The 22810-nt window shown below is 60.8% G+C and carries 18 protein-coding genes and 2 pseudogenes; 11 read left to right on the plus strand and 9 right to left on the minus strand.

Annotated elements, in window-relative coordinates; all coding sequences use genetic code 11:
- On the plus strand, positions 1-838 hold an 838-nt coding region (locus tag QDY28_RS28900; protein WP_331384690.1), incomplete at its 5' end, for an IS110 family transposase.
- 1069 nt (positions 839-1907) lie between these two features.
- Here QDY28_RS28900 and QDY28_RS28905 read toward each other — a convergent pair.
- The 8 genes and pseudogenes from QDY28_RS28905 to QDY28_RS28935 form a co-directional block, all read right to left on the minus strand.
- Entirely contained in the window at positions 1908-2948 is a 1041-nt protein-coding gene (locus QDY28_RS28905) for a helix-turn-helix transcriptional regulator (RefSeq protein WP_065091956.1), read from the minus strand.
- Between the two features lie 583 nt (positions 2949-3531).
- Complete coding sequence (locus QDY28_RS28910; RefSeq protein WP_004120043.1) at positions 3532-3936, minus strand: DoxX family protein; 405 nt, start codon at positions 3934-3936, stop codon at positions 3532-3534.
- 309 nt (positions 3937-4245) lie between these two features.
- The gene (locus tag QDY28_RS28915) at positions 4246-6435 is read right to left on the minus strand and encodes a prolyl oligopeptidase family serine peptidase (RefSeq protein WP_004120041.1); all 2190 of its coding nucleotides are present in this window, start codon (positions 6433-6435) and stop codon (positions 4246-4248) included.
- 835 nt (positions 6436-7270) lie between these two features.
- Positions 7271-8131, minus strand: a complete 861-nt coding sequence (locus tag QDY28_RS28920; protein ID WP_004120039.1) for an alpha/beta fold hydrolase — start codon at positions 8129-8131, stop codon at positions 7271-7273.
- A gap of 317 nt (positions 8132-8448) precedes the next feature.
- Positions 8449-9705, minus strand: a complete 1257-nt coding sequence (locus QDY28_RS28925; RefSeq protein ID WP_004120036.1) for a glycosyltransferase — start codon at positions 9703-9705, stop codon at positions 8449-8451.
- 531 nt (positions 9706-10236) lie between these two features.
- Positions 10237-10347: pseudogene (locus tag QDY28_RS31130) on the minus strand (transposase); the annotation flags it as partial.
- A 66-nt stretch (positions 10348-10413) separates the two neighbouring features.
- A pseudogene (locus QDY28_RS28930) lies at positions 10414-10612 on the minus strand (aldehyde dehydrogenase family protein); the annotation flags it as partial.
- Between the two features lie 529 nt (positions 10613-11141).
- Positions 11142-11432 (minus strand): hypothetical protein, encoded by a 291-nt coding sequence (locus tag QDY28_RS28935; RefSeq protein ID WP_331384691.1) that lies wholly within the window; start codon positions 11430-11432, stop codon positions 11142-11144.
- Positions 11433-12745: 1313 nt separating this feature from the next.
- On the opposite strand from QDY28_RS28935, the gene QDY28_RS28940 reads away from it, so the two are divergent.
- The 10 genes from QDY28_RS28940 to QDY28_RS28985 all read left to right on the plus strand — a co-directional run bounded on the left by QDY28_RS28940 (position 12746) and on the right by QDY28_RS28985 (position 22147).
- Positions 12746-13948, plus strand: coding sequence for a cytochrome P450 (locus QDY28_RS28940; RefSeq protein ID WP_004120030.1), 1203 nt, complete (start codon positions 12746-12748; stop codon positions 13946-13948).
- Between the two features lie 89 nt (positions 13949-14037).
- Positions 14038-15330 (plus strand): cytochrome P450, encoded by a 1293-nt coding sequence (locus QDY28_RS28945; protein WP_004120028.1) that lies wholly within the window; start codon positions 14038-14040, stop codon positions 15328-15330.
- A gap of 1 nt (position 15331) precedes the next feature.
- Positions 15332-15640, plus strand: a complete 309-nt coding sequence (locus QDY28_RS28950) for a ferredoxin (protein WP_004120026.1) — start codon at positions 15332-15334, stop codon at positions 15638-15640.
- Positions 15627-16472: an SDR family oxidoreductase gene (locus QDY28_RS28955; RefSeq protein WP_004120024.1), complete on the plus strand. Its 846-nt coding sequence runs from the start codon at positions 15627-15629 to the stop codon at positions 16470-16472. Before QDY28_RS28950 ends, QDY28_RS28955 begins: the two co-directional genes overlap by 14 nt.
- Positions 16472-17815, plus strand: coding sequence for a cytochrome P450 (locus tag QDY28_RS28960; protein WP_028755176.1), 1344 nt, complete (start codon positions 16472-16474; stop codon positions 17813-17815). The genes QDY28_RS28955 and QDY28_RS28960 overlap by 1 nt, the downstream gene beginning before the upstream one ends.
- A gap of 105 nt (positions 17816-17920) precedes the next feature.
- Entirely contained in the window at positions 17921-18919 is a 999-nt protein-coding gene (locus QDY28_RS28965; protein WP_004120020.1) for a polyprenyl synthetase family protein, read from the plus strand.
- Between the two features lie 193 nt (positions 18920-19112).
- The gene (locus QDY28_RS28970) at positions 19113-20660 is read left to right on the plus strand and encodes a hypothetical protein (protein WP_004120019.1); all 1548 of its coding nucleotides are present in this window, start codon (positions 19113-19115) and stop codon (positions 20658-20660) included.
- Positions 20657-21559: a terpene synthase family protein gene (locus tag QDY28_RS28975; RefSeq protein WP_004120017.1), complete on the plus strand. Its 903-nt coding sequence runs from the start codon at positions 20657-20659 to the stop codon at positions 21557-21559. The genes QDY28_RS28970 and QDY28_RS28975 overlap by 4 nt, the downstream gene beginning before the upstream one ends.
- A 113-nt stretch (positions 21560-21672) precedes the next feature.
- Entirely contained in the window at positions 21673-22023 is a 351-nt protein-coding gene (locus QDY28_RS28980; RefSeq protein ID WP_120764175.1) for a DUF3768 domain-containing protein, read from the plus strand.
- On the plus strand, positions 21989-22147 hold the full coding sequence (locus tag QDY28_RS28985) for a DUF3768 domain-containing protein (RefSeq protein WP_015341978.1): 159 nt from the start codon (positions 21989-21991) through the stop codon (positions 22145-22147). The genes QDY28_RS28980 and QDY28_RS28985 overlap by 35 nt, the downstream gene beginning before the upstream one ends.
- A gap of 85 nt (positions 22148-22232) precedes the next feature.
- On the opposite strand, the gene QDY28_RS28990 is transcribed toward QDY28_RS28985, so the two are convergent.
- Positions 22233-22739, minus strand: coding sequence for a helix-turn-helix domain-containing protein (locus QDY28_RS28990; protein WP_004120015.1), 507 nt, complete (start codon positions 22737-22739; stop codon positions 22233-22235).
- Positions 22740-22810: the final 71 nt, after the last annotated feature.

The following is a 22810-nucleotide window of genomic DNA, read 5'->3' on the forward strand; positions in this document are numbered from 1 at the left end:
GGCGAAGGCGGATCTGGCGGTCGAACTGATCGAGACGCGCCACGTGCGGGCGGCCTTCAAGACGATGCCCGTGAAGACCGACAAGAAGGACGCGCGGGGTATTGCGCAGTTAATGCGGCTTGGCTGGTTCAGGCCGGTCCACTGCAAATCTCTTCCGGCCCAGGAGGTGCGAGCGCTGCTGACCGCACGCAAGCTCATCCAGGGAAAACTTCACGACATCGAGATGAGCCTCCGGGGCATTCTGCGCGGTTTCGGCCTCAAGGTAGGGCCGACCACGCGGCGCACCTATGCGGCACGGATCCGCGAGCTGATTGAAGGTCATCCGACCTTGGAGGCGATCACCGTTTCACTGTTGAAGGTGCGCGACGCGCTTATGGACGAATTTGCAGGTTTTGAACGAAAGCTGCGTGTCATGGCCCGTCAGGACGATAATGCACGTCGGCTGATGACGACGCCCGGCGTTGGCGTGCTGGTGGCGCTGACATTCGTGTCGGCTGTTGACGCGCCTGAGCGCTTCCGATCATCACGAGCGGTGGGGCCGCATTTCGGATTGACGCCCAAGAAGTATCAATCGGGCGAAACCGATTATAGCGGCCGCATCTCGAAGATCGGTGATGCGGGCGTACGAACCGCGCTCTACGAGGCGGCCAATGTCATCCTGACGCGCCCCGTGAAGGGTTCGGATCTCAAAAGCTGGGCGCTGGCGGTTGCAAGACGTGCGGGACCCAGAAAGGCGCGTGTTGCGCTGGCCCGTAAGCTGGCGGTGGTGTTGCACCACATGCTCAGGGATAAAACCAACTTCATTCCCCACAAGGCGGCGTCAGCCATGACCGCCTGAGCAGGAAGCGAGACAACAAGACAAGGTTTCGGGCGGGCACCACCATCAGCCCACCGGAGCAAGGTCCCTTCGCCGGGACGATGGAGCGGATAGGCCGATGAACCGCAAGCAGCACTGAGGTGACTGCGCGTCCTTAGATTGGCCAGCCGGTCCTCAGCAGACCCCATAAAGCAGCGACCCCGGCGTCGACTGCGGACAGAAGCAAGCACTCGGCGAGGGATTAAGCTCAAAAGGGATTGACTCGGGACAGCCCGTTACAGAAGGAGCGGTTTAATCCCTAACAATTGCAAACCCAGAGCATACAAGTGCCAGATTACAGCACCGCATCCAATGCGAATAACCCAATTCCGCGCGCCGCGAACGTACGAGGCAAAGCTATATCGATAAGCCGGAAAGATCACCTCGAGTACGACGCATGTCGTAGCAAATATCGCAACCAGCGTGAACGATTTCACGAAGAACTGGGCCATCTCCTCTAAATCGAGAACGTACATTAGAATTGCTCCGACGAATTGGAACGACGTAATTGCCGTATGCGATGTCGGCGGCGATTGAAAATCGATTGTTTGGATAAGACCAATTCGTTTCGCAAATGGCTATCGCCAATCCACGAGCCGCCGCAGTAATCGGCAAGCCGCCGGAGTCATGCTTCTTGACTGCTGCCACCCTGGCCGTCGCCTTACAGTAAGGGGATATCGGCCGGCACAAGCGGTTGGCGGGCAGAAACTGCGCCACAGGAGACCACGTCTTTTTGAAAGCGGCGGTATTCCAGTCCTCGTAGGGCACTGGTGCTCTTCAACCTGGCAGGTCTCACTCACTTTCTGTCGGCGGCCTGGTTATTTGACCGCTGGGTGCAGACCCAACCGAGCGTTTATCGAAACAACGTTCGGACACCGGACGTTCGTTTTGTGCCGATACAGTGTGTCCGCAATTCGCGGGTCTGCGGCTTAATTTTTTTATCGCGTACTGACGGGAGTTCCAACGCTGTGGAACCGATGGCAAGAATGACGAAGACAAGGTAGCGGTTGAAATCCAACATGATCGTTTCGCCTTGAAAACAATCGGTCCGTCATTTCCAGCCAATCTTTTTTCGTCCCGGGGCGCTAAAAGAATGCAACCCGCAAGCGCCTCTCCTTGTTTCAGACGGATTTTCTCCATAGTGCGCCCTATAAACTGCGGAAAACCTCCCGAACTGAAAGAACCCCCATTTCAGGCAGATGTCTTTCAAAAGCATGCGGTTCTCTGGATCTAGCAGGTCTTCCCGTGCTGCCCGCAACCGAAGCATTTGTAGATAGGCTGCGGGTGTCATGTCCTTAAAAGCACGAAAACCAGCTTCGAGCGCTCGGGTGGAAACCTCCGCTGCGTCTGCCACCATCGGCATTGTAATCGGCTGGTCGATATTGGCCCGCATGAACTCGATCCCGCGTCGAACATGTCTGGGAGCGATCATGCTGGGTTTCTTATCCAGCAGATGCAATAGCCGATGAGGCACCATCCTTATCACCACATCGGCGAGCGCCTGCGAAATATGTGCCATGGCTATAGGAGACTGCAAAAGCGGACCATTAGCGCGCATTCCGTCGATGATTGTTTCGGCGAGATTGCCGATCGTGCGGCCAACTGGCGTTGACAGATCCAGCTCAGGCAGGAGGTCAAGGGAGCCATTGAAAGGCACGTCAAAAGTCTCGCAAATTGTCCGTTGGAATAAGGCCCAATCAAGCACCAACTCATCTATTAGATTGGCTTGCCCGTGCATCACGATGCCGTCAGGCTCGAAATTCCGGTAAAGCAGCAATTTCCCTTGTGCTGCCTCGGCGGTGCGCCGACCGTACGTAACCCCCATGCCACCGCTGCGCGGCACCACGATCGATAGATGCTCCGTTGCACCCGAGCACCATTCCGTGCGGAACTGAAACCCATCCTGATGGGAACCGGTAATCAACACGGCGCCTTCACAAGTCGAAAGATCGATCCCCCAATGGAACTCTTGGGAGCGACTTACGAGTTCAGCGTCGAATGTCCCGAAAACCTCGCTGAGAGTTTCGATCATGCTATCGAACGTTGAGCCGCAATATCGAAAAACGGCATCATCGGCGCTATTTTCCATCATGTGTTCTCCAGGTGCCAGCGACATCGATCTTGTCGGTTCATACAAGATCGTCTCTCGAGTTTCATAGAGCTTGCGACAACCATTTTTTAATTGAACATAGCTTGCCCGGCGCCCGAAACCTCCAGTGACGAGGCGGTTTATTTCCTCTCCACTCTTATCCGAGTGTTGGCAGGCATGACATCTGCCTCAGGATCTTCAGTCGCCTTCGCCTCTTAGGCGTGGACTGAAGGGTTGGCCGATTACGGCGCTCGGAGAGCGGTTGTTTTTGGTTTCGTCTACTAGCATTCGCCCGTGGCGGGTTCCACCTCGACGCCGCTTCTTGTCGACCTAATGTTGTTGTATACCTATGTCGACAGGCAATCGGCATTGTCAACCGCAAAGGTTGACGCTCGCGATCCCCAATAAGTTCGTGGTATATTCTGAATAAAGAAGGAGAGCTTCTCTAGGTCAGTCGTCACTTACTCTTCAGCATGTTTGCTGACCAGATGTCATACGGTGACTTCCCGATACGATCCAAAGCGGGGAATTCAACGATGGTGGTTCCGGACGTACGATTCTTCCCGCTGCAGTCACGAAGCCCCTCTCATATTCGCTTCATCTTTGCGTCAAAGCTCCAAGCCCCGGGCCCTGTAGAGGCCAGATAAAGAAAGATGAAGCAAAACAGGAGCGTACCATCGCCGCCGTTCGGCACGGGAAAGGCGCTCTTGCCTGAGAAATTGGTAGTCCAATAGCCGAGGCCCATCTGCCCGGATAAAAGGAATGCAACCGGTCTGGTCAGGAGGCCAGTCAGCACAGCCAGGCCGCCGAACACCTCCCGAAGGCTAAAAATCAGCATCAGAGTGGATAAATTGGCTTCGTCCCCTGCTCCGCCAACGCCGAACGCGGGGAATCCGGCTAGCTTCATGGCGCCATGTTCAATGAGCAGCAGGGCGGTAACGATTCGGAGCACGGCGAGTGCCGTCTGCGCGTGTTTTGAAGCATCCTCCAAAGCAGTCTCCAGTTTTTCCAGTTGTCTCGTCCTAATTCCGGTCGATCGGCATTCGGATCAGGACGCCGGATCGATAGGAACGAACCTGGGTTGATCAGTTCGCGCAAATACGGTGCCAAGAAATTATCGAGGGACGTAAGGCGATCTTGCGTAAGACCAGATAGGTCTTCTGAGCGCGGAAGAAGCATTGGGGCTTGATACAACCCGATTTTGTCGTGCGTGTCCGCCGCCAAAGAAACGCACGCGGCAACGGTCCGATCCTTTACTCGAACCGGATTGCAAATCCGTTCCAATCGCGAGGATCCATGCTCACTTATTGTCCATGAGTTTTTGAGACATGTAGGTGTATTCGAGCGCGTAGAGGCGCGCGCGTTCCTGCAGGTTGGCGGCAGCGGCGTGGCCGCCCTCGATGTTTTCGTAATAGTAGAAGGGCAGACTCATATCTTCGAACAGGGCGGCCATTTTGCGCGCGTGCGCCGGACCGACGCGGTCATCTTTGGTCGAGGTTTCGAAGAAAGGCTCCGGATAACCCACACCCGCCCTTACGTTATGATATGGCGAGATCGAGCGCAGAAAGGCGCCTTCGACAGGATCGTCCGGATTGCCATATTCGCCCTGCCACGAGGCTCCTGCCGACATGTGGGTGAAGTTGACCATGTCGAGAAGCGGCACCTGGATCACGGCCGCGTTCCATAGATCAGGGCGCTCGGTCAGTTGCACGCCCATCAGCAGGCCGCCGTTCGAACCACCCATGATCCCGAGATGCGGTGCCGAGGTAACCTTCTTCGCGATCAGGTCCTGCGCCACGGCCTGGAAGTCGTCATAGACACGCTGACGATGGGTTTTCAAACCGGCCTCGTGCCATTTTGGTCCGAATTCGCCACCCCCTCGTATATTGGCCAGCGCGTAGGCACCCCCCTTTTCCAACCACAACTTGCCAAGTGTTGCCAAATAGGTGGGACGCATTGAAATTTCAAAACCGCCATAAGCATAGAGGATGGTGGGGTTCGTGCCGTCGAGCTTAATATCTTTGCGCGCCACGAGGAAGTAGGGAACTTTCGTTCCATCCTCCGAGGTCGCCCAGAACTGCTGTACTTGCAGGTCTTCAGCATCGAAGCGTTCCGGGCTCGACTTGAGCTTCTCGACATTGCCGCTTGCAGCATCCGCGTAAAAAAGGGTGGAGGGTTCGAGGAAACCTTCCGAGAAGATGAACAGGTGATCGCTCTCATTGTCGCTCGACGTCACGGACAAAGTCGAATTTTCCGGCAGGGCCAATTTAAAGGACGACCAGCCATTCTTGCCGAAATCAAAGCTGCGTACCTCGCTGCTGACATTCGACTGGATCGACAGCACAAGATGATTTTTCGTCTGGGTAATCCCTTGGACAGACTGGTGGTCGTTCGGCATGAACAGCACAAGTGGTTCAACGTGCGCCGGATCGGCGAGCGCCGCGCGGAGATCGAAAGCGATTAGCGCGCCATTGTGGAAGACGGTGCCATTGGCCGAGGCCCAGTCCGACTTCAAATTGTAGATTGCCTGGCCCTTGTAGTAGCCACTTAAAGCAGCTGTGGTCGGGAATGGCAGAACGACCTTGCGGTTATCGGTGTGACCGTTCGGGTAGAAGGCTAGTTCTGTGTTGAACGAGTCGAGGTCGCGATAGGAGATGTCCATCACATACTTGCCATCAATGTCGCGCATCACGCTGCGGCGAGACGAGACGTCTTTCTTGTCGCCGCGAAAAATCTCGACCGCCTGATCGAGGCTCTGGCCCCGCTTCAGCACCTTGGTGACGTAGCCGTAGCCGGAATCCGTCACTTCGCCCGGCGTCCATTCCCGAGTCACGTAGATGGTGTTCTCGTCCACCCAAGTCGCCGACTGCTTGCCCTCAGGCAGGACGAAGCCTTCCTTAACGAACTGGCCCCTGGCGATGTCGAATTCGCGCACCACATCTGCATCCTTGCCGCCATCAGACAGGCTGAGCAGGCAGAGATTGTCGACGGGCGGCAGGCAGTTCTCGCTTCTGAGCACCCAGGTCTTATCCTCGAGTTTGGACAGCGCCTCGACATCGAGAATGACGCGCCATTGAGGGCTTCCAGACCTGTAGGCTTCCCAGCTCGTCCGCCGCCACAGACCCTGCACGTGCGTGCCGTCCTGCCAAAAGTTGTCGATCGTGCTGCCATGCGCGAAGCCGGGCCGAACAATGCGATCGGTGGCTTGCAAGATCTTCAGAATGTCAGCCTGATATTCGCCATAGCGTGGATCTTTCGACAGTTTGTTGACGGTTGATTGGTTATGCGCCTTCACCCAGACCATCGCCTTTTCGCCGTCAATCTCATTCAGATAGGCGCGAGGGTCGGCGGCGTCGTTGGGAGCGTTGTTAGGGTTGGAATCGATCGGCTTGGCAACAGTGGTCATCGGCGCCTTGGCAGAAGCCGCCATGGTGAATGCCATCGCCAAAACCATAGCCAACACCAATCTATTCAGAAATGTACCGCGCATAATTTACCTCGCCGAAATCCAACGTCCAAGCGGTTGAAACAAACCGCTCCGCCTCTCGTCTCGGCAAGAGCTGTGCCAATCAAGCGCATCTGAACTGACCCTCTGGAATCAAAGGCTTGGGAGCATGAAGGCCTTGTAGGATAAGTCGCACTGCAATGTCGCAACCGCTCCAGGTTTGTCACTTCCATATGGCTCTGAGACGATCCTCGTACTGATTTCCCCACAAGGGCGAAGGCGCGCATAGGTCACCAGGCCTGGTATTGAGTGCACGGGCGGGAAGGTGCGCCTCGCCGAGGCTCTCAGGAGTGCTTGGTCGGCCATCACGTGACGAATGGATTGCCCTGCCCGGTGATGGTGGCGAGCGACCACATATTTGGTCACGGAGCGGAGAGCGACCATTTTCGTCTCGCTAGCCTCCCAAGAAACATGCGTACGATTCACGCCTGCAAGGAGGCGCAAAGGTCAGGCGAATACGCAAATGCGGCCGTGATGGCGATGGTTAGCGGTCAAATGACAAGAAGATGGTGCGGCTGTGGGCGATGCGCGTGCGGCTGTTGTAACCGGCCGTTCGACCCGCGGTATAGAGCGCGTCATCGAAACACAGATCAGGTCTAATGCCCGCTTGGCGAGCAACGAGGCGAAACTTTCATGGCATGACAGGTCGTGCCGGGCAATCCGCACCACGGTTACATTAACGACGATCAAGCGCCGCTTGCCTTGAGAACGCCTTTACACTCCCCGCCAGATTTCATGTCGGTCGCGACAGCGGACCCTACACGAATTCGGCTGGCCTCGGTCGGCATAGCATCGCAAACCAGTCTATTAGGCACATCCGTTACATCCGGGTGGTGGGGCGCGGCCTAAGGCCGACTGCTAAGAAGCGGTCGAGCATCGCATTTACCTGGTCAGCCACCTCGATGGTATTGAAATGGCCAGCCAACAGCGTCTTGGCCAAAACGAGTTGGGAGCAGCGAACCTTTAGCCAGTCGAGATCACATGCAGCGCTCACCAGCGGCACATCGGCAGCGATGTAGGCCATCGGGACCTTGCAACGCGTTGCCGCAGGAGACGCATCATAGTTGAGGATGAAATTGCGCATTGCAGAATACGCCACATGCTGCGGTGTCTTCTCGCACGAGGCGCGGATATAGGTGTTGTGGATGCTCTCGCGCCTGGAAGGGTCGTCGTAGTCGAGGGCCATGGACCACGCGTTTTTTCGCAAAACCTCCCGATAGTTTGAGCTCGAAATTGCATCCAGGAACTGATCAATTTCGGGGCTGTCGCGAAGCGCCCACCGGGGCGTGACAATAGAATCGATCATCACCACACCAGAGGCCAGCTCAGGATGGCGGCCGCACAGCTCGAGTGCGACCGATCCACCCATGCTGTGGCCGATGATCAGCGGTTTCACCAGGTTCCGCTCGCTGCATTGCCACGCTACGTCGTCAGCAAAATCCTCGATCGTGTACTCCTGCTTCGGCGCGTCGCTGTCTCCGTGACCGCGGAGGTTTACCGCCATGACGTGCCGACTTTTAGCAAAATATTCGATCTGCGGCGTGAATATCCTGTGATCGCCGGTCCAGCCGTGAATCAGGACGAGCGGCGGACTTAGGGGCGAAGCCGATATTGCTTCGAAGTGCGCAAGGCACACCCCGGCGCGGTTCATCAGGACGGGGCTCGATTCGGCTACATTCATGGGGTTCGGCTCTTTTTTGGGCTCGCCAGCAAAGGGTAGAGTGTTTGTGTCATAGAGGGGAACGACCCGCGGCACTCAGACCGCGAGAGCAATGGCTTGCCGATTGCAAACTGATCCAGTTGAGAATGCCCGTGGCAAATGGGGCAGCACTTGAACATGATGAACTGTGAGCGGCACCAAGCCGGAGACGAAGATCGACTTGCCCGGTAGGCAAGCATCGAAGGAAAGATATCGGTGCCTAAATCCCCATGGAGGAAATGCCTGAGCGCACCGACGATAAAATCGAACAATCCGAATGCACGATCAAGCCGCCCGCATCAGGTCGCCGATCCAACAATGGATTTATTTGCCACCATAGCCTCCAATTCGTCAATGAGACCGGAGGCGGCGATTTCAGCTTTGATGCCATCGCCCAAGCGGCGCGCCGCATCGCGATAGCGCGGCTCCTGTAACAGGCCACTGACGGCATGGGCGATCTCGGCTTCGCTAGCACTCGGGGGTAGTCGAAGACCAGCTCCCTTCGACACAACTCGTGCAGCATTATCCCCCTGGTCGCGCCCGTTGGGGAGCACCAGTTGCGGTAGACCGTTTATCAGCCCCCGGCTGACGGTGCCGTGGCCGCCCTGCGTTATCAAAAGGCAGACTTCCTTCATCACTGTGTCATGCGGAGCGCCGTGCAACAGATGCACGTTCGCGGGGGCGACCAGCTTCCCCGCGTCAACATGAGGTCCGATGGTCGCCACCGCGTGCACGTCCAGCGTACCCAATGCGCAAATGATCCGTTGAACCAAGTCGTCTTGACCCTGAGCGCCGGAGCTGCAGGCGACGAGCACACGAGGTCGATTGGCGTCCACAGGCCAAGGCGCCTTCCAGCTCCTTGACCAATTTGGCTGCTCCAGCAGTGGCCCAACATAACGAACGTTGTCCGGTAGAAGGTCGGCCTCAAAATCGAAGGTCCGGCTGATCGCCAGCAAGTACCGATCGGCACACTCAAATAAATCCACCGTCCTGGCCAAACCGGACAGGCCGAGGCCGGCACGCGCCTCGTTTAGAAGCGAAAGGAATTGGTCCAGGAAGCAAGCCCAATTTTCGTTCGCCGCCGCGATCGCGATCCGCTCTTCTGGCGTCTGCGGCTGCGCCAATCCGCTGGCGGCCGGCGGAATTCCTGGCAAAGGGCGAAGGCTCACATGGGGTGACAACATTGCGATCGGCACGCCAGCGGCTTCGGCGCCCAACACGGCACCAAACAACATATCGATGGCAATGACAGCATCCGTCGGTATGCGGCCGATCTCATCCTGGACGTCGGCTGCGTAGGCTGGCGCCGGGCCGAACACCGCCTTTTGGAACCAGTCCTGCATGTCTGAAAAGCAGGCAGGATCCGCGTCGATCCCCATCGGGGCACGCCGCCAGGAGACGAAGTCGAAACCCGCCGCAGCCACTTCACGCCGCATCTCTGGATCAGCCATAATGCGGGCGCTATGGCCAACCCGTTGCAGTTGTCGAGCTGCAGTCAGCAACGGGCCCAGATTACCCGACGTCCCCCAGGACGCAAGCAGGAAGTTATACAACATGCCTCACCTCAATCGTGTTTGAAGCCAAATTTCGTCGTAATCGGAGGCTGCAATAGGTGATCGATAATTGGTGCGTCGTGTCGAGTTCTGCCGCTGTCACAATCGGAGGCGGGGCGATGCAACACACTCCCCGGAAACTTCCCTCAGCGGGAACTTTCCGGTTAGAAAGATGATGCTCCCTTGCGGCCGTCACACACGTTCTAGCAGGTGCCGTAAACCCGAAAGGACTCCCCGATTGCACACAGCTCAACCTGGTCGGGAGTTGGCACAATCGGCCGGAAAGGTCTAGCTGCTTAGCCGACCTCGACAAAGGTGATATCGTCTTGCGAACTTACGTCCGTCGCACGCATCTGCGGATGGACTTGAAGACTCCCCGGTCGTCTTCAGCTCGCGGGCAGCGAACTCAATGACTTACCCGCTCAGGTTTCGTTCGACTCCATCTGTCCTGCAATTTTTAAGGCGTTCGGGGCGCTGCGTAAAATTGATTGTTTGAATGAATACAATTCGCGGCCGGCATGTCTCTGGCGTTCCTCAAACTCGCTGCTTGGCCCAATCGTCACCGGGCACTTCTGCCCTCTTCGCAAACTGCCGGCGCCAGGTGTAAATCCGCTGCGGCACCAAGTCATGTCGACGAGCAACGTCCGCGACGCTCGCAACGCCTGCCGAAGCGGGCGACGAAGCGGGCCGCGACCTTCAAGTCCGCGGAAGACTCTTGCCTCCGAGCTCGAGCGTCATCAGTTTGATTTGGGTGGATGCGATCGTTTCATGATCGCGCCGCCGGCGGCGGTCGATTCCGTAAATCTCACTTGGCGATGTCGGGATGTAGAGGTATGGAGAACGGCCGCAGTTCCGAAGGTGCAAGGACGATGGCGTTTCCCGCAGCAAGCGCAGAGACCATTTTCCATCCCGGCGGATTCCTTGACTCGCCTTTCCGAAAGCTCGCGAACTCGGATGGCCATTATTTTTCGGGTTGAGCCGCTAACGCTTCCCGCCAGCAATCAATCTCGCCTCCGGGTCCAGACGCAGTCCTCACATGGCGCCGCATCCGATCACTGGGCCGATAGCGAGGGCGAGACTGGGTATTCCGCGCAGCAGTCGAGGATACTGCCGGAAATATCACGTTCCGGCGGTTAATCCATACACCCGACGTTCCTATTCGTCGCCACCGCAAAATCCGGGCCGAAGCGAATCCGTTTGATCCGATGTGGGACCGCTACTTCGCCGCAGGCGTGGTCTGCCCTCGGAAACTACGGATCGGCCTGATGGAACCGCCCACTCTGCCGATAAACAGGAACTGGCGGCTCTGGTCAAACAGGGCCTAGTGGAGGCTTGAGCCGTATGCGGGGAAACTGCGCGTACGGTCTTAGGGAGGAGCGACCCGGCGAGGGGTCGTTCCTAACCCGACAGGACACGCCGCAGCATCGGCGCTTGCCAGATCATTCGGCTGATGGGGCGAGATGAATGATGTCTCCCCGGGACCAGCCTTCGGCAAGGCTCATCAGAAACTCCAGCTCCCGTCTCAGCGCGACGGTGCGACTTACATCCTTTGCATGCTGGTTGTCGGCGCGCACGTGATAAAATTCGCCGACCGCGATTCCCGCCGCTTTTCGCTTGTCCTCAAGCGCGGACTTCAAACCTGCCAGCTCGTCCCTAACAGCGAAGTAGCGCCGCATAACGGCGATCAAACGCAGGTCGTTTTCTGCTTCATCCATATTGGCGTCTTCCAAAATGCTTTGATTAGGAAGAAGCAGATTCGCTCTCTCCTGTCACGCCTCGAACGACAATCGGCAAGGATGATACTTTAGAAATATCTCAACTAGAGAGGATGTAAGATTCATGGCAAAGCGAGAAGAGTTCCATTCATCGCCTTCCGCGACGGCGCAAACAATCCAATTTCCTTCAACTTGAAGGGTGATACCCGGAACTCTGACCCGTGTGTCGGGTCTCCCTTTCTATTTCGTTCGCATGTAGCAGATAGCAACGCGCCCGCTGATAGTCCATTCACCGCATTATTTGAGGGAAGAACCTAACAAAGAAAAAACCGAACGCGCTTGCAGATCGTCCGGCTTTTCCCGCGACTACCTACTTCGACAGGGCAAAGTCGGGTAGCATGTCGCTAGTTGGAGCGTATGCACGATATGGAATATACCAGTCGCATTTCGCGTGCGCGAACTACCAAGGCAGGTAGGTTCCCAAGCTCGGCGACCCGACCCTGCGGCTTCCGCGTCGCATGCCCATCCGACCCGGCGAGATGTCGGAGAGCGGGTTTCATTTTCCTGATCGTTGCCGCCGACATCGGAGTGGTTTCCAGCAAACCACGCCTGTTGCAGGCAATCCGGATGCTTGAAATATCGCGCAAGGACAGCTCCTCACATTCAGCGCACGAACAGGGCTTTGTCGGGCACTTGCTCCGCCGGTTGTCGGCATTGAGACTCAATGTCAGTAACCTGACACTACGCGCCGCTAGGAAGTGCCCGCTGAGCCTGCGATTTCACTTCGGCACGCGATTTGCTCTGTTTGCGGCATCATCACCAATCGCAGTGCGATGGTCTTTGGGACGCACACGGCGCCGCGTCGCTGTTCGCGTCTGATCCGACGGTTCGCTGTGGGAATGACTTGGCGCGTGGTTGTGGACCCCGAGAAAATGCAGGGACGTGTTGGATGCGATCTAGTTTAACTGCCACCGGCGGTGTGGGACTGGTCCGGAGGTCGTGTTGGCGGAGACGTCGCTGGCGGGTAGGGTCGAACCTCATTCACCAAGCTCTACGACTAGGCAATCTATGCCGACTCCGACAGGCTCGACGTCATCTGGCACGACCCGCACCTGTCGCTCGGCGAAGCGTCGGAATTCCGCCTGGGCGCTGCGCCGGCGCGCCTAGAATTATGATGCACCTTCCCCGCGCCGTTCGTGCCGCTGGAGGACCTGGCGCTGACAATCGCGGTGGAGGACATCGCCTCCATGCCGTCTTCCGTCGTTCGCTGCCCGTCGCCTGCCAGTCACCTTCCGCCCTTTCCATCGCTTAGAGAGTGAACTGCCACCATGTCCGAACAACCCTTGCCGACGCTGCCGATGTGGCGCCTCAATCACATCGAGCCCTCGCCCGAGATGCTAACGCTAAGCGCCAACGGTCCGATCCATCGCGTGCGCTTCCCGTCCGGGCACGAAGGCTGGTGGGTGACAGGCTACGACGAGGCCAAGGCGGTGCTCTCCGACACTGCATTCCGGCCCGCGGGGATGCCGCCGGCGGCATTTACCCCGGATTCAGTGATTCTCGGTTCGCCGGGGTGGCTGGTCTCGCACGAGGGGGACGAGCATGCGCGGTTACGCACGATCGTGGGACGGGCCTTCAGCGACCGCAATATGGAGCTGCTCGCGCAGAAGGTCGAGGCGATCGCCGCGCAGTTGTTTGAGACGCTGGCGGCCCAGCCCCAGCCCGCCGACCTGCGGCTCCACCTCTCCTTTCCGCTTCCGGCCATTGTCATTAGCGCGCTGATGGGCGTGCTCTATGAGGATCACGCCTTTTTCGCCGGGCTGTCCGACGAGGTGATGACGCACCAGCATGAAAGCGGCCCGCGCAGCGCGTCGCGCCTGGCCTGGGAAGAGCTGCGCGCCTACATTCGCGGCAAGATGCGGGACAAGCGCGAGGACCCCGGCGACAACCTGCTGACGGATCTGCTCGCGGCGGTCGATCAGGGCAAAGCGACCGAGGAAGAGGCGATCGGCCTGGCGGCGGGCATGCTGGTGGCGGGGCACGAGAGCACCGTCGCGCAGATCGAATTCGGCCTGCTGGCGATGTTCCGTCATCCGCAACAGCGCGAACGCCTGGTCGGCGATCCATCCCTTGTGGACAAGACAGTGGAGGAAATCCTGCGTATGTACCCCCCGGGCGCGGGCTGGGACGGCGTCATGCGCTACCCGAGAACCGACGTGACCATAGCGGGCGTGCGTATTCCCGCGGAGAGCAAGGTGCTGGTCGGCCTGCCGGCGACGGCGTTCGATCCGCGCCATTTCGAGGACCCGGAAATCTTCGACATCGGACGCGAAGGAAAGCCCCACTTGGCGTTCTCCTACGGGCCGCACTATTGCATCGGCGTTGCGCTAGCCAGGCTGGAACTCAAGGCGGTGTTCGGTTCGATCTTTCAGCGCTTTCCCGCGCTGCGCCTCGCCGTGGCGCCCGAAAAACTGAAGTTGCGCAAGGAGATCATCACCGGCGGGTTCGAGGAGTTTCCGGTGTTCTGGTGATGCGTGGAAGCCGCTGGGGATCGTGATCTTCTCCGCATGGCCGGCGCGCCTGGCGCGCCGGCCAGATCAGCAACCAACAGGTAACCAAGATGGACGTGAAAGAAACAACCGCGGTATGCCGGGACGCCTTCGCCGAACTCGCGTCGCCGGCGTGCATCCACGACCCATATCCGTTCATGCGGTGGTTGCGCGAGCACGATCCGGTGCACCGGGCAGCGTCAGGCCTCTTTCTGTTGAGCCGCCACGCCGACATCTACTGGGCACTCAAGGCCACGGGCGATGCGTTTCGGGGACCGGCGCCGGGCGAACTGGCGCGCTATTTCCCGCGTGCGGCAACCAGCCTGTCGCTCAATCTGCTGGCGTCCACTTTAGCGATGAAGGATCCACCGACGCATACGCGTCTGCGCCGGCTGATCTCCCGCGATTTCACGATGCGCGAGATCGACAACCTGCGGCCGAGCATAGTGCACATCGTCGCAGCGCGCCTGGACGGCATGGCGCACGCGCTTGAGCGCGGGGAGGCAGTGGACCTGCATCGCGAATTCGCGCTTGCCTTGCCAATGCTGGTCTTTGCCGAACTGTTCGGCATACCCCAGGAGGACATGTTCGGGCTCGCCGCCAACATCGGCGCCATCCTGGAAGGCCTGAGCCCGCACGCCAGCGATCCCCAGCTCGCCGAGGCGGACGCAGCCAGCGCCAAAGTTAAGGCCTACTTCGGCGACCTCATACAGCGCAGGCGCACCGATCCCCGCCAGGACGTCGTGTCGATGCTGGTCGGCGCACACGGCGATGATGCCGATATGCTGTCGGATGTGGAGTTGATCAGCATGCTATGGGGCATGCTGCTGGGTGGCTTCGCCACCACTGCTGCGACCATTGACCATGCGGTCCTGGCGATGCTGGCGCATCCCGAACAGCGGCACTGGCTGCAGGGAGATGCCAAGGGGGTCGAGGCATTCGTCGAAGAAGTCTTGCGCTGCAACGCACCCGCCATGTTCAGCTCCATTCCGCGAATCGCACAGCGCGACATCGAACTGGGCGGCGTGGTAATCCCGAAGAACGCGGACGTGCGCGTGCTGATCGCCGCCGGCAATCGTGACCCGGACGCCTTTGCCGATCCCGACCGCTTCGACCCCGTACGGTTCTACGGCACCAGTCCTGGCATGTCGATTGACGGGAAGATCATGCTGAGCTTCGGCCACGGCATCCACTTCTGCCTCGGGGCGCAACTGGCCCGGGTGCAATTAGCCGAGAGCCTGCCGCGGATCGAGGCGCGCTTCCCTACGCTCGTACTCGCCGATCAGCCGACCCTGGAGCCATCCGCGTTCCTTAGGACATTCCGCGCCCTGCCCGTGCGGCTGCATGCGCAGGCGGGGCGCTGAGATGCGCGTCGTGGTCGACCAGGATCTTTGCGGAACCACTGGGCAGTGTGTGCTAACCCTGCCGGGCGTCTTTCGCCAGCGCGAACTGGACGGCGTGGCCGAAGTGTGCGTGGTGACGGTCCCCCAAGCGCTGCACGCCGCCGTGCGGCTCGCTGCCAGCCAGTGCCCAGTTGCCGCCATTTGGGTCGTCGAAAGCGCCGCTGGGGATGGCGAGCCAGCCCGGGCCGACCCTACGCCTTCTCTGGCAGAGGCCGAGCGACATGCCACGAAAGACCAATGCAATCCAGGAGGACACGATGGGACGGTTTGAGGGCAAGGTGGCCGTGGTGACCGGCGCCGGCGCCGGCATCGGGAAGTCATGCGCCCTCGCCATTGCGCGCGAGGGCGGCAGGGTGGTCGTGGCCGACATTGACGGCTCAGCGGCCACCGCGTGCACGGCGCAGATCGCGGCCGAAGCTGGCCACGCGCTGGCCTTGGCCATGGACATCGCCGATGCGCAGGCTGTGGCCGCGCTATTTGAGGCGGCGGAGCGGCACTTCGGTGGGGTCGATCTGCTGGTGAACAACGCGAGCGCCATGCATCTGACCCCATGCGACCGCGCGATCCTCGATCTGGACCTGGCGGTTTGGGATGAAACGATGGCGACTAATCTGCGCGGCACGCTGCTCTGCTGCCGCCAGGCCATTCCGCGCATGATCGCCCGTGGCGGTGGCGCGATCGTCAACATGTCCTCGTGCCAGGGGCTCAGCGGTGACACCGCGCTGACCTCCTACGCCGCGTCGAAGGCCGCGATGAACATGCTGTCGGCCTCGCTCGCCACCCAATATGGTCACGCGCAGATCCGCTGCAACGCGGTTGCGCCGGGTCTTATCATGACCGAACGTCTCCTCGACAAGTTGGACGAGTGCATGCAACGGCATCTGCGCCGGCACCAGCTCCTGCGGCACGTCGGCCGCCCCGAGGACGTGGCCGCGCTGGTGGCTTTCCTGCTCTCCGACGATGCTGCGTTCATCACCGGCCAAGTCGTGTGCATCGACGGCGGCATGCTGACGCATGTGCCGACATACGCCGATGGTGGCAACAGCCGTGCCGCGCGGCCGACCAGTGACACCGCCGAAGCGGCCGCGGCGCCAGAGAGGTAATAGACATGCTGCTCAACCCGCTGAACCGTCGGCACCGGCTGCGGGACGACATCCCGGTCATGCCCGGCGCTTTCCCCCTGGTCGGGCATCTTCCCGCCATCGTTTGTGACCTGCCGCGCCTGCTGCGGCGCGCGGAACGGACGCTGGGCAGCCATTTCTGGCTGGATTTTGGCCCTGCCGGACAACTGATGACGTGCCTGGATCCGGATGCGTTTGCGTTGCTCCGGCACAAGGACGTGTCCTCGGCACTGATTGAAGAGATTGCACCCGAAATCCTTGGCGGAACGTTGGTCACTCTGAACGGTAGCGCGCATCGGCAGGCGCGCGATGGGATCAAGTCGGCATTCCTGCCGAGGGGCCTGACCGAGGCCGGCATTGGCGAGCTATTCGAGCCCGTCATCCGGGCCCGGGTGCAGGCATGGCGCGAGCGCGGTGAAGTAACTATCCTGCCCGAGACCGGCGACTTGATGCTGAAGCTCACCTTTTATCTCATGGGCATCCCCGCCCAAGACCTGCCGGAGTGGCATCGCAAGTACCGGCAACTGCTGCAGTTGATGCTCGCGCCACCGATCGACCTGCCCGGAACGCCCTTTCGGCGCGGCCGCGCCGCCCGCGACTGGATCGACGCGCAGTCGCGCCAGTTCATCCGCGGCGCGCGCGCGCATGCCGCGCGCACCGGGTTGATCAACGACATGGTGAGCGCGTTCGATCGCAGCGAAGGCGCGCTCTCCGATGACGTCCTGGTCGCCAACGTTCGCTTGCTGCTGCTTGCCGGTCACGAGACCACCGCCTCAACGATGGCCTGGATGGTGATCGAGCTGGCGCGGCAGCCTGAGCTGTGGGACTCCCTCGTCGAGGAGGCGCAACGCGTGGGCGCGGTGCCGACCCGGCACGCGGACCTGTCGCAGTGCCCGGTCGCCGAGGCGCTGTTTCGCGAGACGCTGCGCATGCATCCGGCGTCCTCGCTCTTACCGCGTCGCGCGACGCAGGAATTACAACTCGGCCAGCGGCGCATTCCTGCGGGCACCAGTCTGGGCATCCCGCTGCTGCATTTCTCGACCTCACCGCTGCTGCACGAGGCGCCTGATCAGTTCCGCCTGGCGCGGTGGCTACAACGCACGGGGCCGATCCGGCCGGTGGACATGCTGCAGTTCGGCAGCGGCCCACACGTCTGCATCGGCTACCACCTGGTATGGCTGGAACTGGTGCAGTTCGGCATCGCCTTGGCACTGACCATGCACAAGGCCGGGGTGCGGCCGCGGTTGCTGAGCGACGCTGAAAAAGGCCGGCGCTATTACCCGACAGCACAGCCCTCCATGAAAATCCGCATCGGATTCTCATGAGCTGGCGTCGCAAGCTCCGCGTGGCGTGGCAGCGACGCCGGCAACGCTAAGGCGGTTCGCCGCTCGCCGTGGCCCTCTCCTGTCAGGAACAAGGACATTGACAACATGCAGACCGGTTCCACGCTACACGATGACCAAACTGGCATTTCCGCGCTCGGCGGATTGGGCGCGCAGGCGCCCGGCGCATCCGGCAGGCTGCTGCCGGAGATCTGGATGCAGGACGGCGCAAAGCGGGTCGAACAGGCGCTGACGCGTCTTCTCTGCCCCGAGGACGACGGTGAGACCGAGCTGATGGCGGCGATGCGCTACGCTACCTTGCATGGCGGGAAGCGCACCCGCGCCTTGCTCTGTCTGGCTGCCGGCGAACTGGCCGACACCCCGGCGCACATGCTCGACGTCGTCGGCGCCGCCATCGAGATGATGCACGCCTGTACCCTGGTCCACGACGACCTGCCCGCAATGGACGACGACGTGCTTCGCCGCGGCCTTCCGACCGTGCACGTCAAGTTCGGCGAAGCAACTGCGATCCTGGTCGGGGATGCACTGCAGGCGCACGCCTTCCTGACCCTGGCGAGCCTTGATGCCCCGGGCGACAACCGTATCGCGCTCGTGCGCGAACTGGCGCAGGCAGTGTCCGCCGAGGGTGCCGCAGGCGGGCAGGCCATAGATCTGTCGCTGGTTGGAAAGCACGTTGAGCTGGGCAGGATCTTGGCGATGCACCGCATGAAGACCGGAGCGCTAGTGCGCGCGTCCGTTCGCATGGGCGCACTATGCGCCATCGCGGAGGATGCCGCGAACGCTGAGCTGTACTGTGCGCTCGATCGCTACAGCGCCTGTTTCGGCCTGGCGTTGCAGGTGGTCGACGACATTGTCGACGCGACAGCGGATAAAGCGACCCTTGGCAAGACGCCCGGCAAGGACGCGGCGGCGCAGAAGCCGACCTGCGCGTCGATCATGGGGCTAAAGGCAGCGCGCCAGTTCGTCGCGGATCTGTTGCGCGACGCGGAGGATGCCATCGCCCCGCTGGGGCCGCGTGCGGAACGGTTGGCGCAGATCCTGCAGCGGGCCAACGCATATCTGTTCACGCACGCGCCATGCGCATGAGCGCGCCCGCCCGCGTGGAACCGCCCCTGTGCCGCTGCGATCGGTGGCAGCAGCGGTGCATGCTGTGCGGTTTCCGAGTCCGCGTCGCCGATCGCAGCGGTTGCCTAGCACTGCCGCGGCGCGCACGCGGCGACATGCGCGTCGTCTGCCCGATTCTGGTTTTTGTCAACCGTCTGCAGAAGGAACATCCCGCGTGAACGCGCTGTCCGAACAGATCCTTTCCGAATTGCGCCACCTGCTGAGCGAGATGAGCGATGGCGGCGGCGTCGGTCCGTCCGTCTACGACACGGCGCGAGCTCTGCAGTTCCGCGGCAACGTCGCCGGTTGGCAGGACGCATATGCGTGGCTCATCGCGCAGCAACAGCCTGATGGCGGATGGGGAAGCGCGGACTTCCCGCTGTTCCGCCATGCGCCCACGTGGGCGGCTTTGCTGGCATTGCAGCGTGCCAATCTTCTTCCCGGTGCTGCCGACGCAGTCCAGGCTGCAACCCGGTTCCTCCGGCGCCAGCCCGATCCCTATGCGCATGCGGTGCCGGAAGATGCGCCGATCGGTGCGGAGCTGATCCTGCCGCAGCTTTGCGGCGAGGCCCCATCCTTGCCGGGCGGCGTGGCGTTTCCGCGCTACTCGGCGCTGTTGCCGTTGCGGCAAGAGTGCCTGGTCAAGCTGGGGGCGATGGCAATGTTGCCGAGCGGCCATCCGTTGCTGCACACCTGGGAAGCCTGGGGGACGTCGCCAACCACCGCATGCCCGGATGAGTACGGCAGCATCGGCATCAGCCCGGCGGCCACCGCCGCGTGGCGTGCGCACGCCGTAGTACAGGGGAGTACGCCGCAGGTCGGGCGCGCGGACGCGTATCTGCAAGCGGCATCGCGGGCGACGCGCAGCGGCATCGAAGGTGTCGTTCCCAATGTCTGGCCGATCAATGTGTTTGAGCCATGCTGGTCGTTGTACACCCTGCATCTGGCGGGGCTGTTCGCGCATCCCGCGCTCGCAGACGCGGTGCGCGAAATCGTTGCGCAGCTTGAAGCCCACCTGGGCGTACGCGGTCTTGGGCCGGCCTTGCACTTCGCCGCCGACGCGGACGACACCGCCGTTGTGTTGTGCGTCCTGCGCCTTGCGGGCCGCGACCCGGCAGTCGACGCGTTGCGCCAGTTCGAAACTGGGGGGCTGTTCGTCACCTTCCCCGGCGAGCGCAATGCCTCGGTGTCGACCAACATCCATGCCCTGCATGCGTTGCGACTGTTGGGAAAGCGCGCCGCCGGCACCAGCGCCTACGTCGAGGCCACTCGCAACCCGCACGGACTGTGGGACAACGAAAAATGGCACGTTTCATGGCTGTATCCCACCGCACATGCGCTCGCTGCGCTGGCGCAAGGCAAGCAACAGTGGCGCGACGAGCGCGCGCTGGCGGCGCTGCTGCAGGCGCAGCGCGACGACGGCGGCTGGGGCGCCGGTCGTGCGTCCACATTCGAGGAAACCGCCTATGCGCTGTTTGCGTTACATGTGATGGATGGGAGGGAAGAACCCATAGGGCGCGCGCGCATCGCTCAGGTGGTGGCGCGTGCGCTGGAATGGATGCTCGCCCGCCATGCGGCGCATAGATTGCCGCAGACGCCGCTGTGGATCGGCAAGGAACTGTATTGCCCGACCCGGGTCGTGCGCGTGGCCGAACTCGCCGGATTATGGTTGGCGCTCAGTTGGGGGCGGCGCGCTGCCGAGGAAGCAGGAGCAGCGCCATGATCCAGACCGAAGGCGCGCTGCAGCAGGTGCTGGAGTGGGGTCGTTCCCTGACCGGGTTCGCCGACGAGCATGCCGTCGAAGCGGTCAGGGGCGGCAAGTACATCCTGCAGTGCATCGACCCGAGCCTGCGAGACATTAGCGTTCGCACGGGCCGCGATCCGCAGGACGAAACCCTGATTGTGGCGTTCTATCGCGAACTGGCGCTGCTGTTCTGGCTCGACGATTGTAACGACCTTGGCCTGATCACGCCAGAGCAGCTCGCCGCGGTGGAGCGGGCGCTGGGACAGGATGTGCCGTGCGCGCTCCCTGGATTCGAGGGCTGCGCTACGCTGCGGGGTTCGCTGGCCGCGCTCGCCTACGATTGTCGTGACTATGCTCAGCTTCTCGACGATACCCGGTACTACTGCGCGGCTCTGCGCGCCGGACGCGCGCAGGCGCAAGGGGCGGAACGCTGGTCCTACACCGAATACCTGCACAACGGCGTCGATTCGATCGCCTACGCGAACGTGTTCTGTTGCATGTCATTGCTCTGGGGGCTGGACATGGCGACGTTGCGCGCGCGTCCGGCGTTCCGCCAGGTCCTACGGCTCATTTCCGCGATAGGGCGCCTGCAGAACGATCTGCATGGACGCGAGAAGGACAGGTCGGGCGGCGAGGCCGACAACGCGGCGATCCTGCTGTCGCAGCGCTACCCGGCTATGCCTGTGGTAGAGTTCCTCAACGACGAGTTGGCCGGCCATACGCGCATGCTGCACCGGGTGATGGCGGAAGAATGCTTTCCGGCGCCGTGGGGACCGCTAATCGAGGCAATGGCGGCCCTCCGCGCCCAGTACTATCAGACCTCCACCAGCCGCTACCGCAATGACGCTGCGGGGGAATGCCAGTGTGCGCAGGCCTAAACGCGCGGCAAGCGGCGACATGCGCGCGCTGCCGTCGGTCAATGGCAAACAAGGATGGGCTTATAGCGATCTGGGAGGAGCTTCGGCATAGGCTTTCGGGTTGACCGGCTGCCATGAGTGGCGGCCTTCCTAAGCAAACCTCGTGTTGCCATCCATGCCGGGCCCGCTCCGATCCGTGTTGGGCAGGACAGGCCTCTCCATTCGCATTCGTGCGGAATGTACCATCGGCGCAATCAACCAACGAAAGCAAAAGCTATGACGATCAACCGCACGCCACGAATCCAGAGCCGGAACGACCTTCTCCGCTCGAGCTGGCTACCGGCAAGGTGCTCGTAACGCAAGGTATCCGCAGGCTTCCCGATCCCACCCGGTCCCGCATTGCCGACGCCGTGCAGGACTTTAACAGCTTCACGCCCGACAACGATCCCCATGACAAGTACGATTTTGGGGGCGATGCTGGCTGATGGACACGAGGTGTTCTGGAAAATCAACTACTACGTCAGCGATATGATGCATGGCTCCGAAGATCCGACCGACGCGATGCAAATCGTCCGTGTCCTCGCGATCATGCTGGCCGAGGAATACTAAGCCGGGGTGTCCTGCCGCGGGTAGAGAGATGCGGCAGCGGCGGGCAAAAGAGCTATACAGAGAAAATCTATCTTTGCTCACATTGTCACGCTTCGGCCGTCTGCTCGCCGGCCTGTTCCTGTTCCTCGGCGAGAATACCGACAATCGAAAGAACCCGGTTCCTGATTCGGGGCGACAGACGCAAAATGCCTTCAATCAGTCGGCGACCGTCAGCCGTCGACAGGTATGCGATACGTTCGTCAATCTCCGCGGCTTCTTGGTGGGGAACTCCGCTGCCCGGCTCCGGCAGGCCTTCGAAAAACCGCGCCACTGGCACATGCAGGCAACTTCCTATTTCATAGAGCATCGAAGCACTGACGCGGTTTTTGCCGCTTTCGTATTTTTGCATCTGTTGAAAGCTGACGCCGACGCCCTTGCCCAACTCGTTCTGCGATAAATTGGCTTGAATTCGGAGAATGCGGATCTGTTGTCCGACGTGGCGATCGACGGGATGGATCCTCGCATCCGATGGCGACGGCCTTTGCCGCGTGAAACTAGATTCGAAGTCTGTGATATCACTCATGCCGGCTCCCTTAAGGTCGCAAAAGGGCATGATAGGGGCAACCAGACGTCTCGACTTTCAAATTTGTGATGCGATTACATATTCTTGATGCGAAATTCACG

The organism is Rhizobium sp. BR 362, assembly GCF_036528765.1.
Taxonomy (GTDB): Bacteria; Pseudomonadota; Alphaproteobacteria; order Rhizobiales; family Rhizobiaceae; genus Rhizobium.

Excerpts from the sequence above, each read along its gene's own strand:
- QDY28_RS28950 (WP_004120026.1), top strand. The coding sequence starts at position 15,332 with ATGCGCGTCGTGGTCGACCAGGATCTTTGCGGAACCACTGGGCAGTGT.
- QDY28_RS28945 (WP_004120028.1), top strand. The coding sequence starts at position 14,038 with ATGGACGTGAAAGAAACAACCGCGGTATGCCGGGACGCCTTCGCCGAA.
- QDY28_RS28990 (WP_004120015.1), bottom strand. The coding sequence starts at position 22,739 with ATGCCCTTTTGCGACCTTAAGGGAGCCGGCATGAGTGATATCACAGAC.
- QDY28_RS28940 (WP_004120030.1), top strand. The coding sequence starts at position 12,746 with ATGTCCGAACAACCCTTGCCGACGCTGCCGATGTGGCGCCTCAATCAC.
- QDY28_RS28920 (WP_004120039.1), bottom strand. The coding sequence starts at position 8,131 with ATGAATGTAGCCGAATCGAGCCCCGTCCTGATGAACCGCGCCGGGGTG.
- QDY28_RS28965 (WP_004120020.1), top strand. The coding sequence starts at position 17,921 with ATGCAGACCGGTTCCACGCTACACGATGACCAAACTGGCATTTCCGCG.
- QDY28_RS28980 (WP_120764175.1), top strand. The coding sequence starts at position 21,673 with ATGAGTGGCGGCCTTCCTAAGCAAACCTCGTGTTGCCATCCATGCCGG.
- QDY28_RS28915 (WP_004120041.1), bottom strand. The coding sequence starts at position 6,435 with ATGCGCGGTACATTTCTGAATAGATTGGTGTTGGCTATGGTTTTGGCG.
- QDY28_RS28905 (WP_065091956.1), bottom strand. The coding sequence starts at position 2,948 with ATGATGGAAAATAGCGCCGATGATGCCGTTTTTCGATATTGCGGCTCA.
- QDY28_RS28985 (WP_015341978.1), top strand. The coding sequence starts at position 21,989 with ATGACAAGTACGATTTTGGGGGCGATGCTGGCTGATGGACACGAGGTG.
- QDY28_RS28975 (WP_004120017.1), top strand. The coding sequence starts at position 20,657 with ATGATCCAGACCGAAGGCGCGCTGCAGCAGGTGCTGGAGTGGGGTCGT.
- QDY28_RS28925 (WP_004120036.1), bottom strand. The coding sequence starts at position 9,705 with ATGTTGTATAACTTCCTGCTTGCGTCCTGGGGGACGTCGGGTAATCTG.
- QDY28_RS28955 (WP_004120024.1), top strand. The coding sequence starts at position 15,627 with ATGGGACGGTTTGAGGGCAAGGTGGCCGTGGTGACCGGCGCCGGCGCC.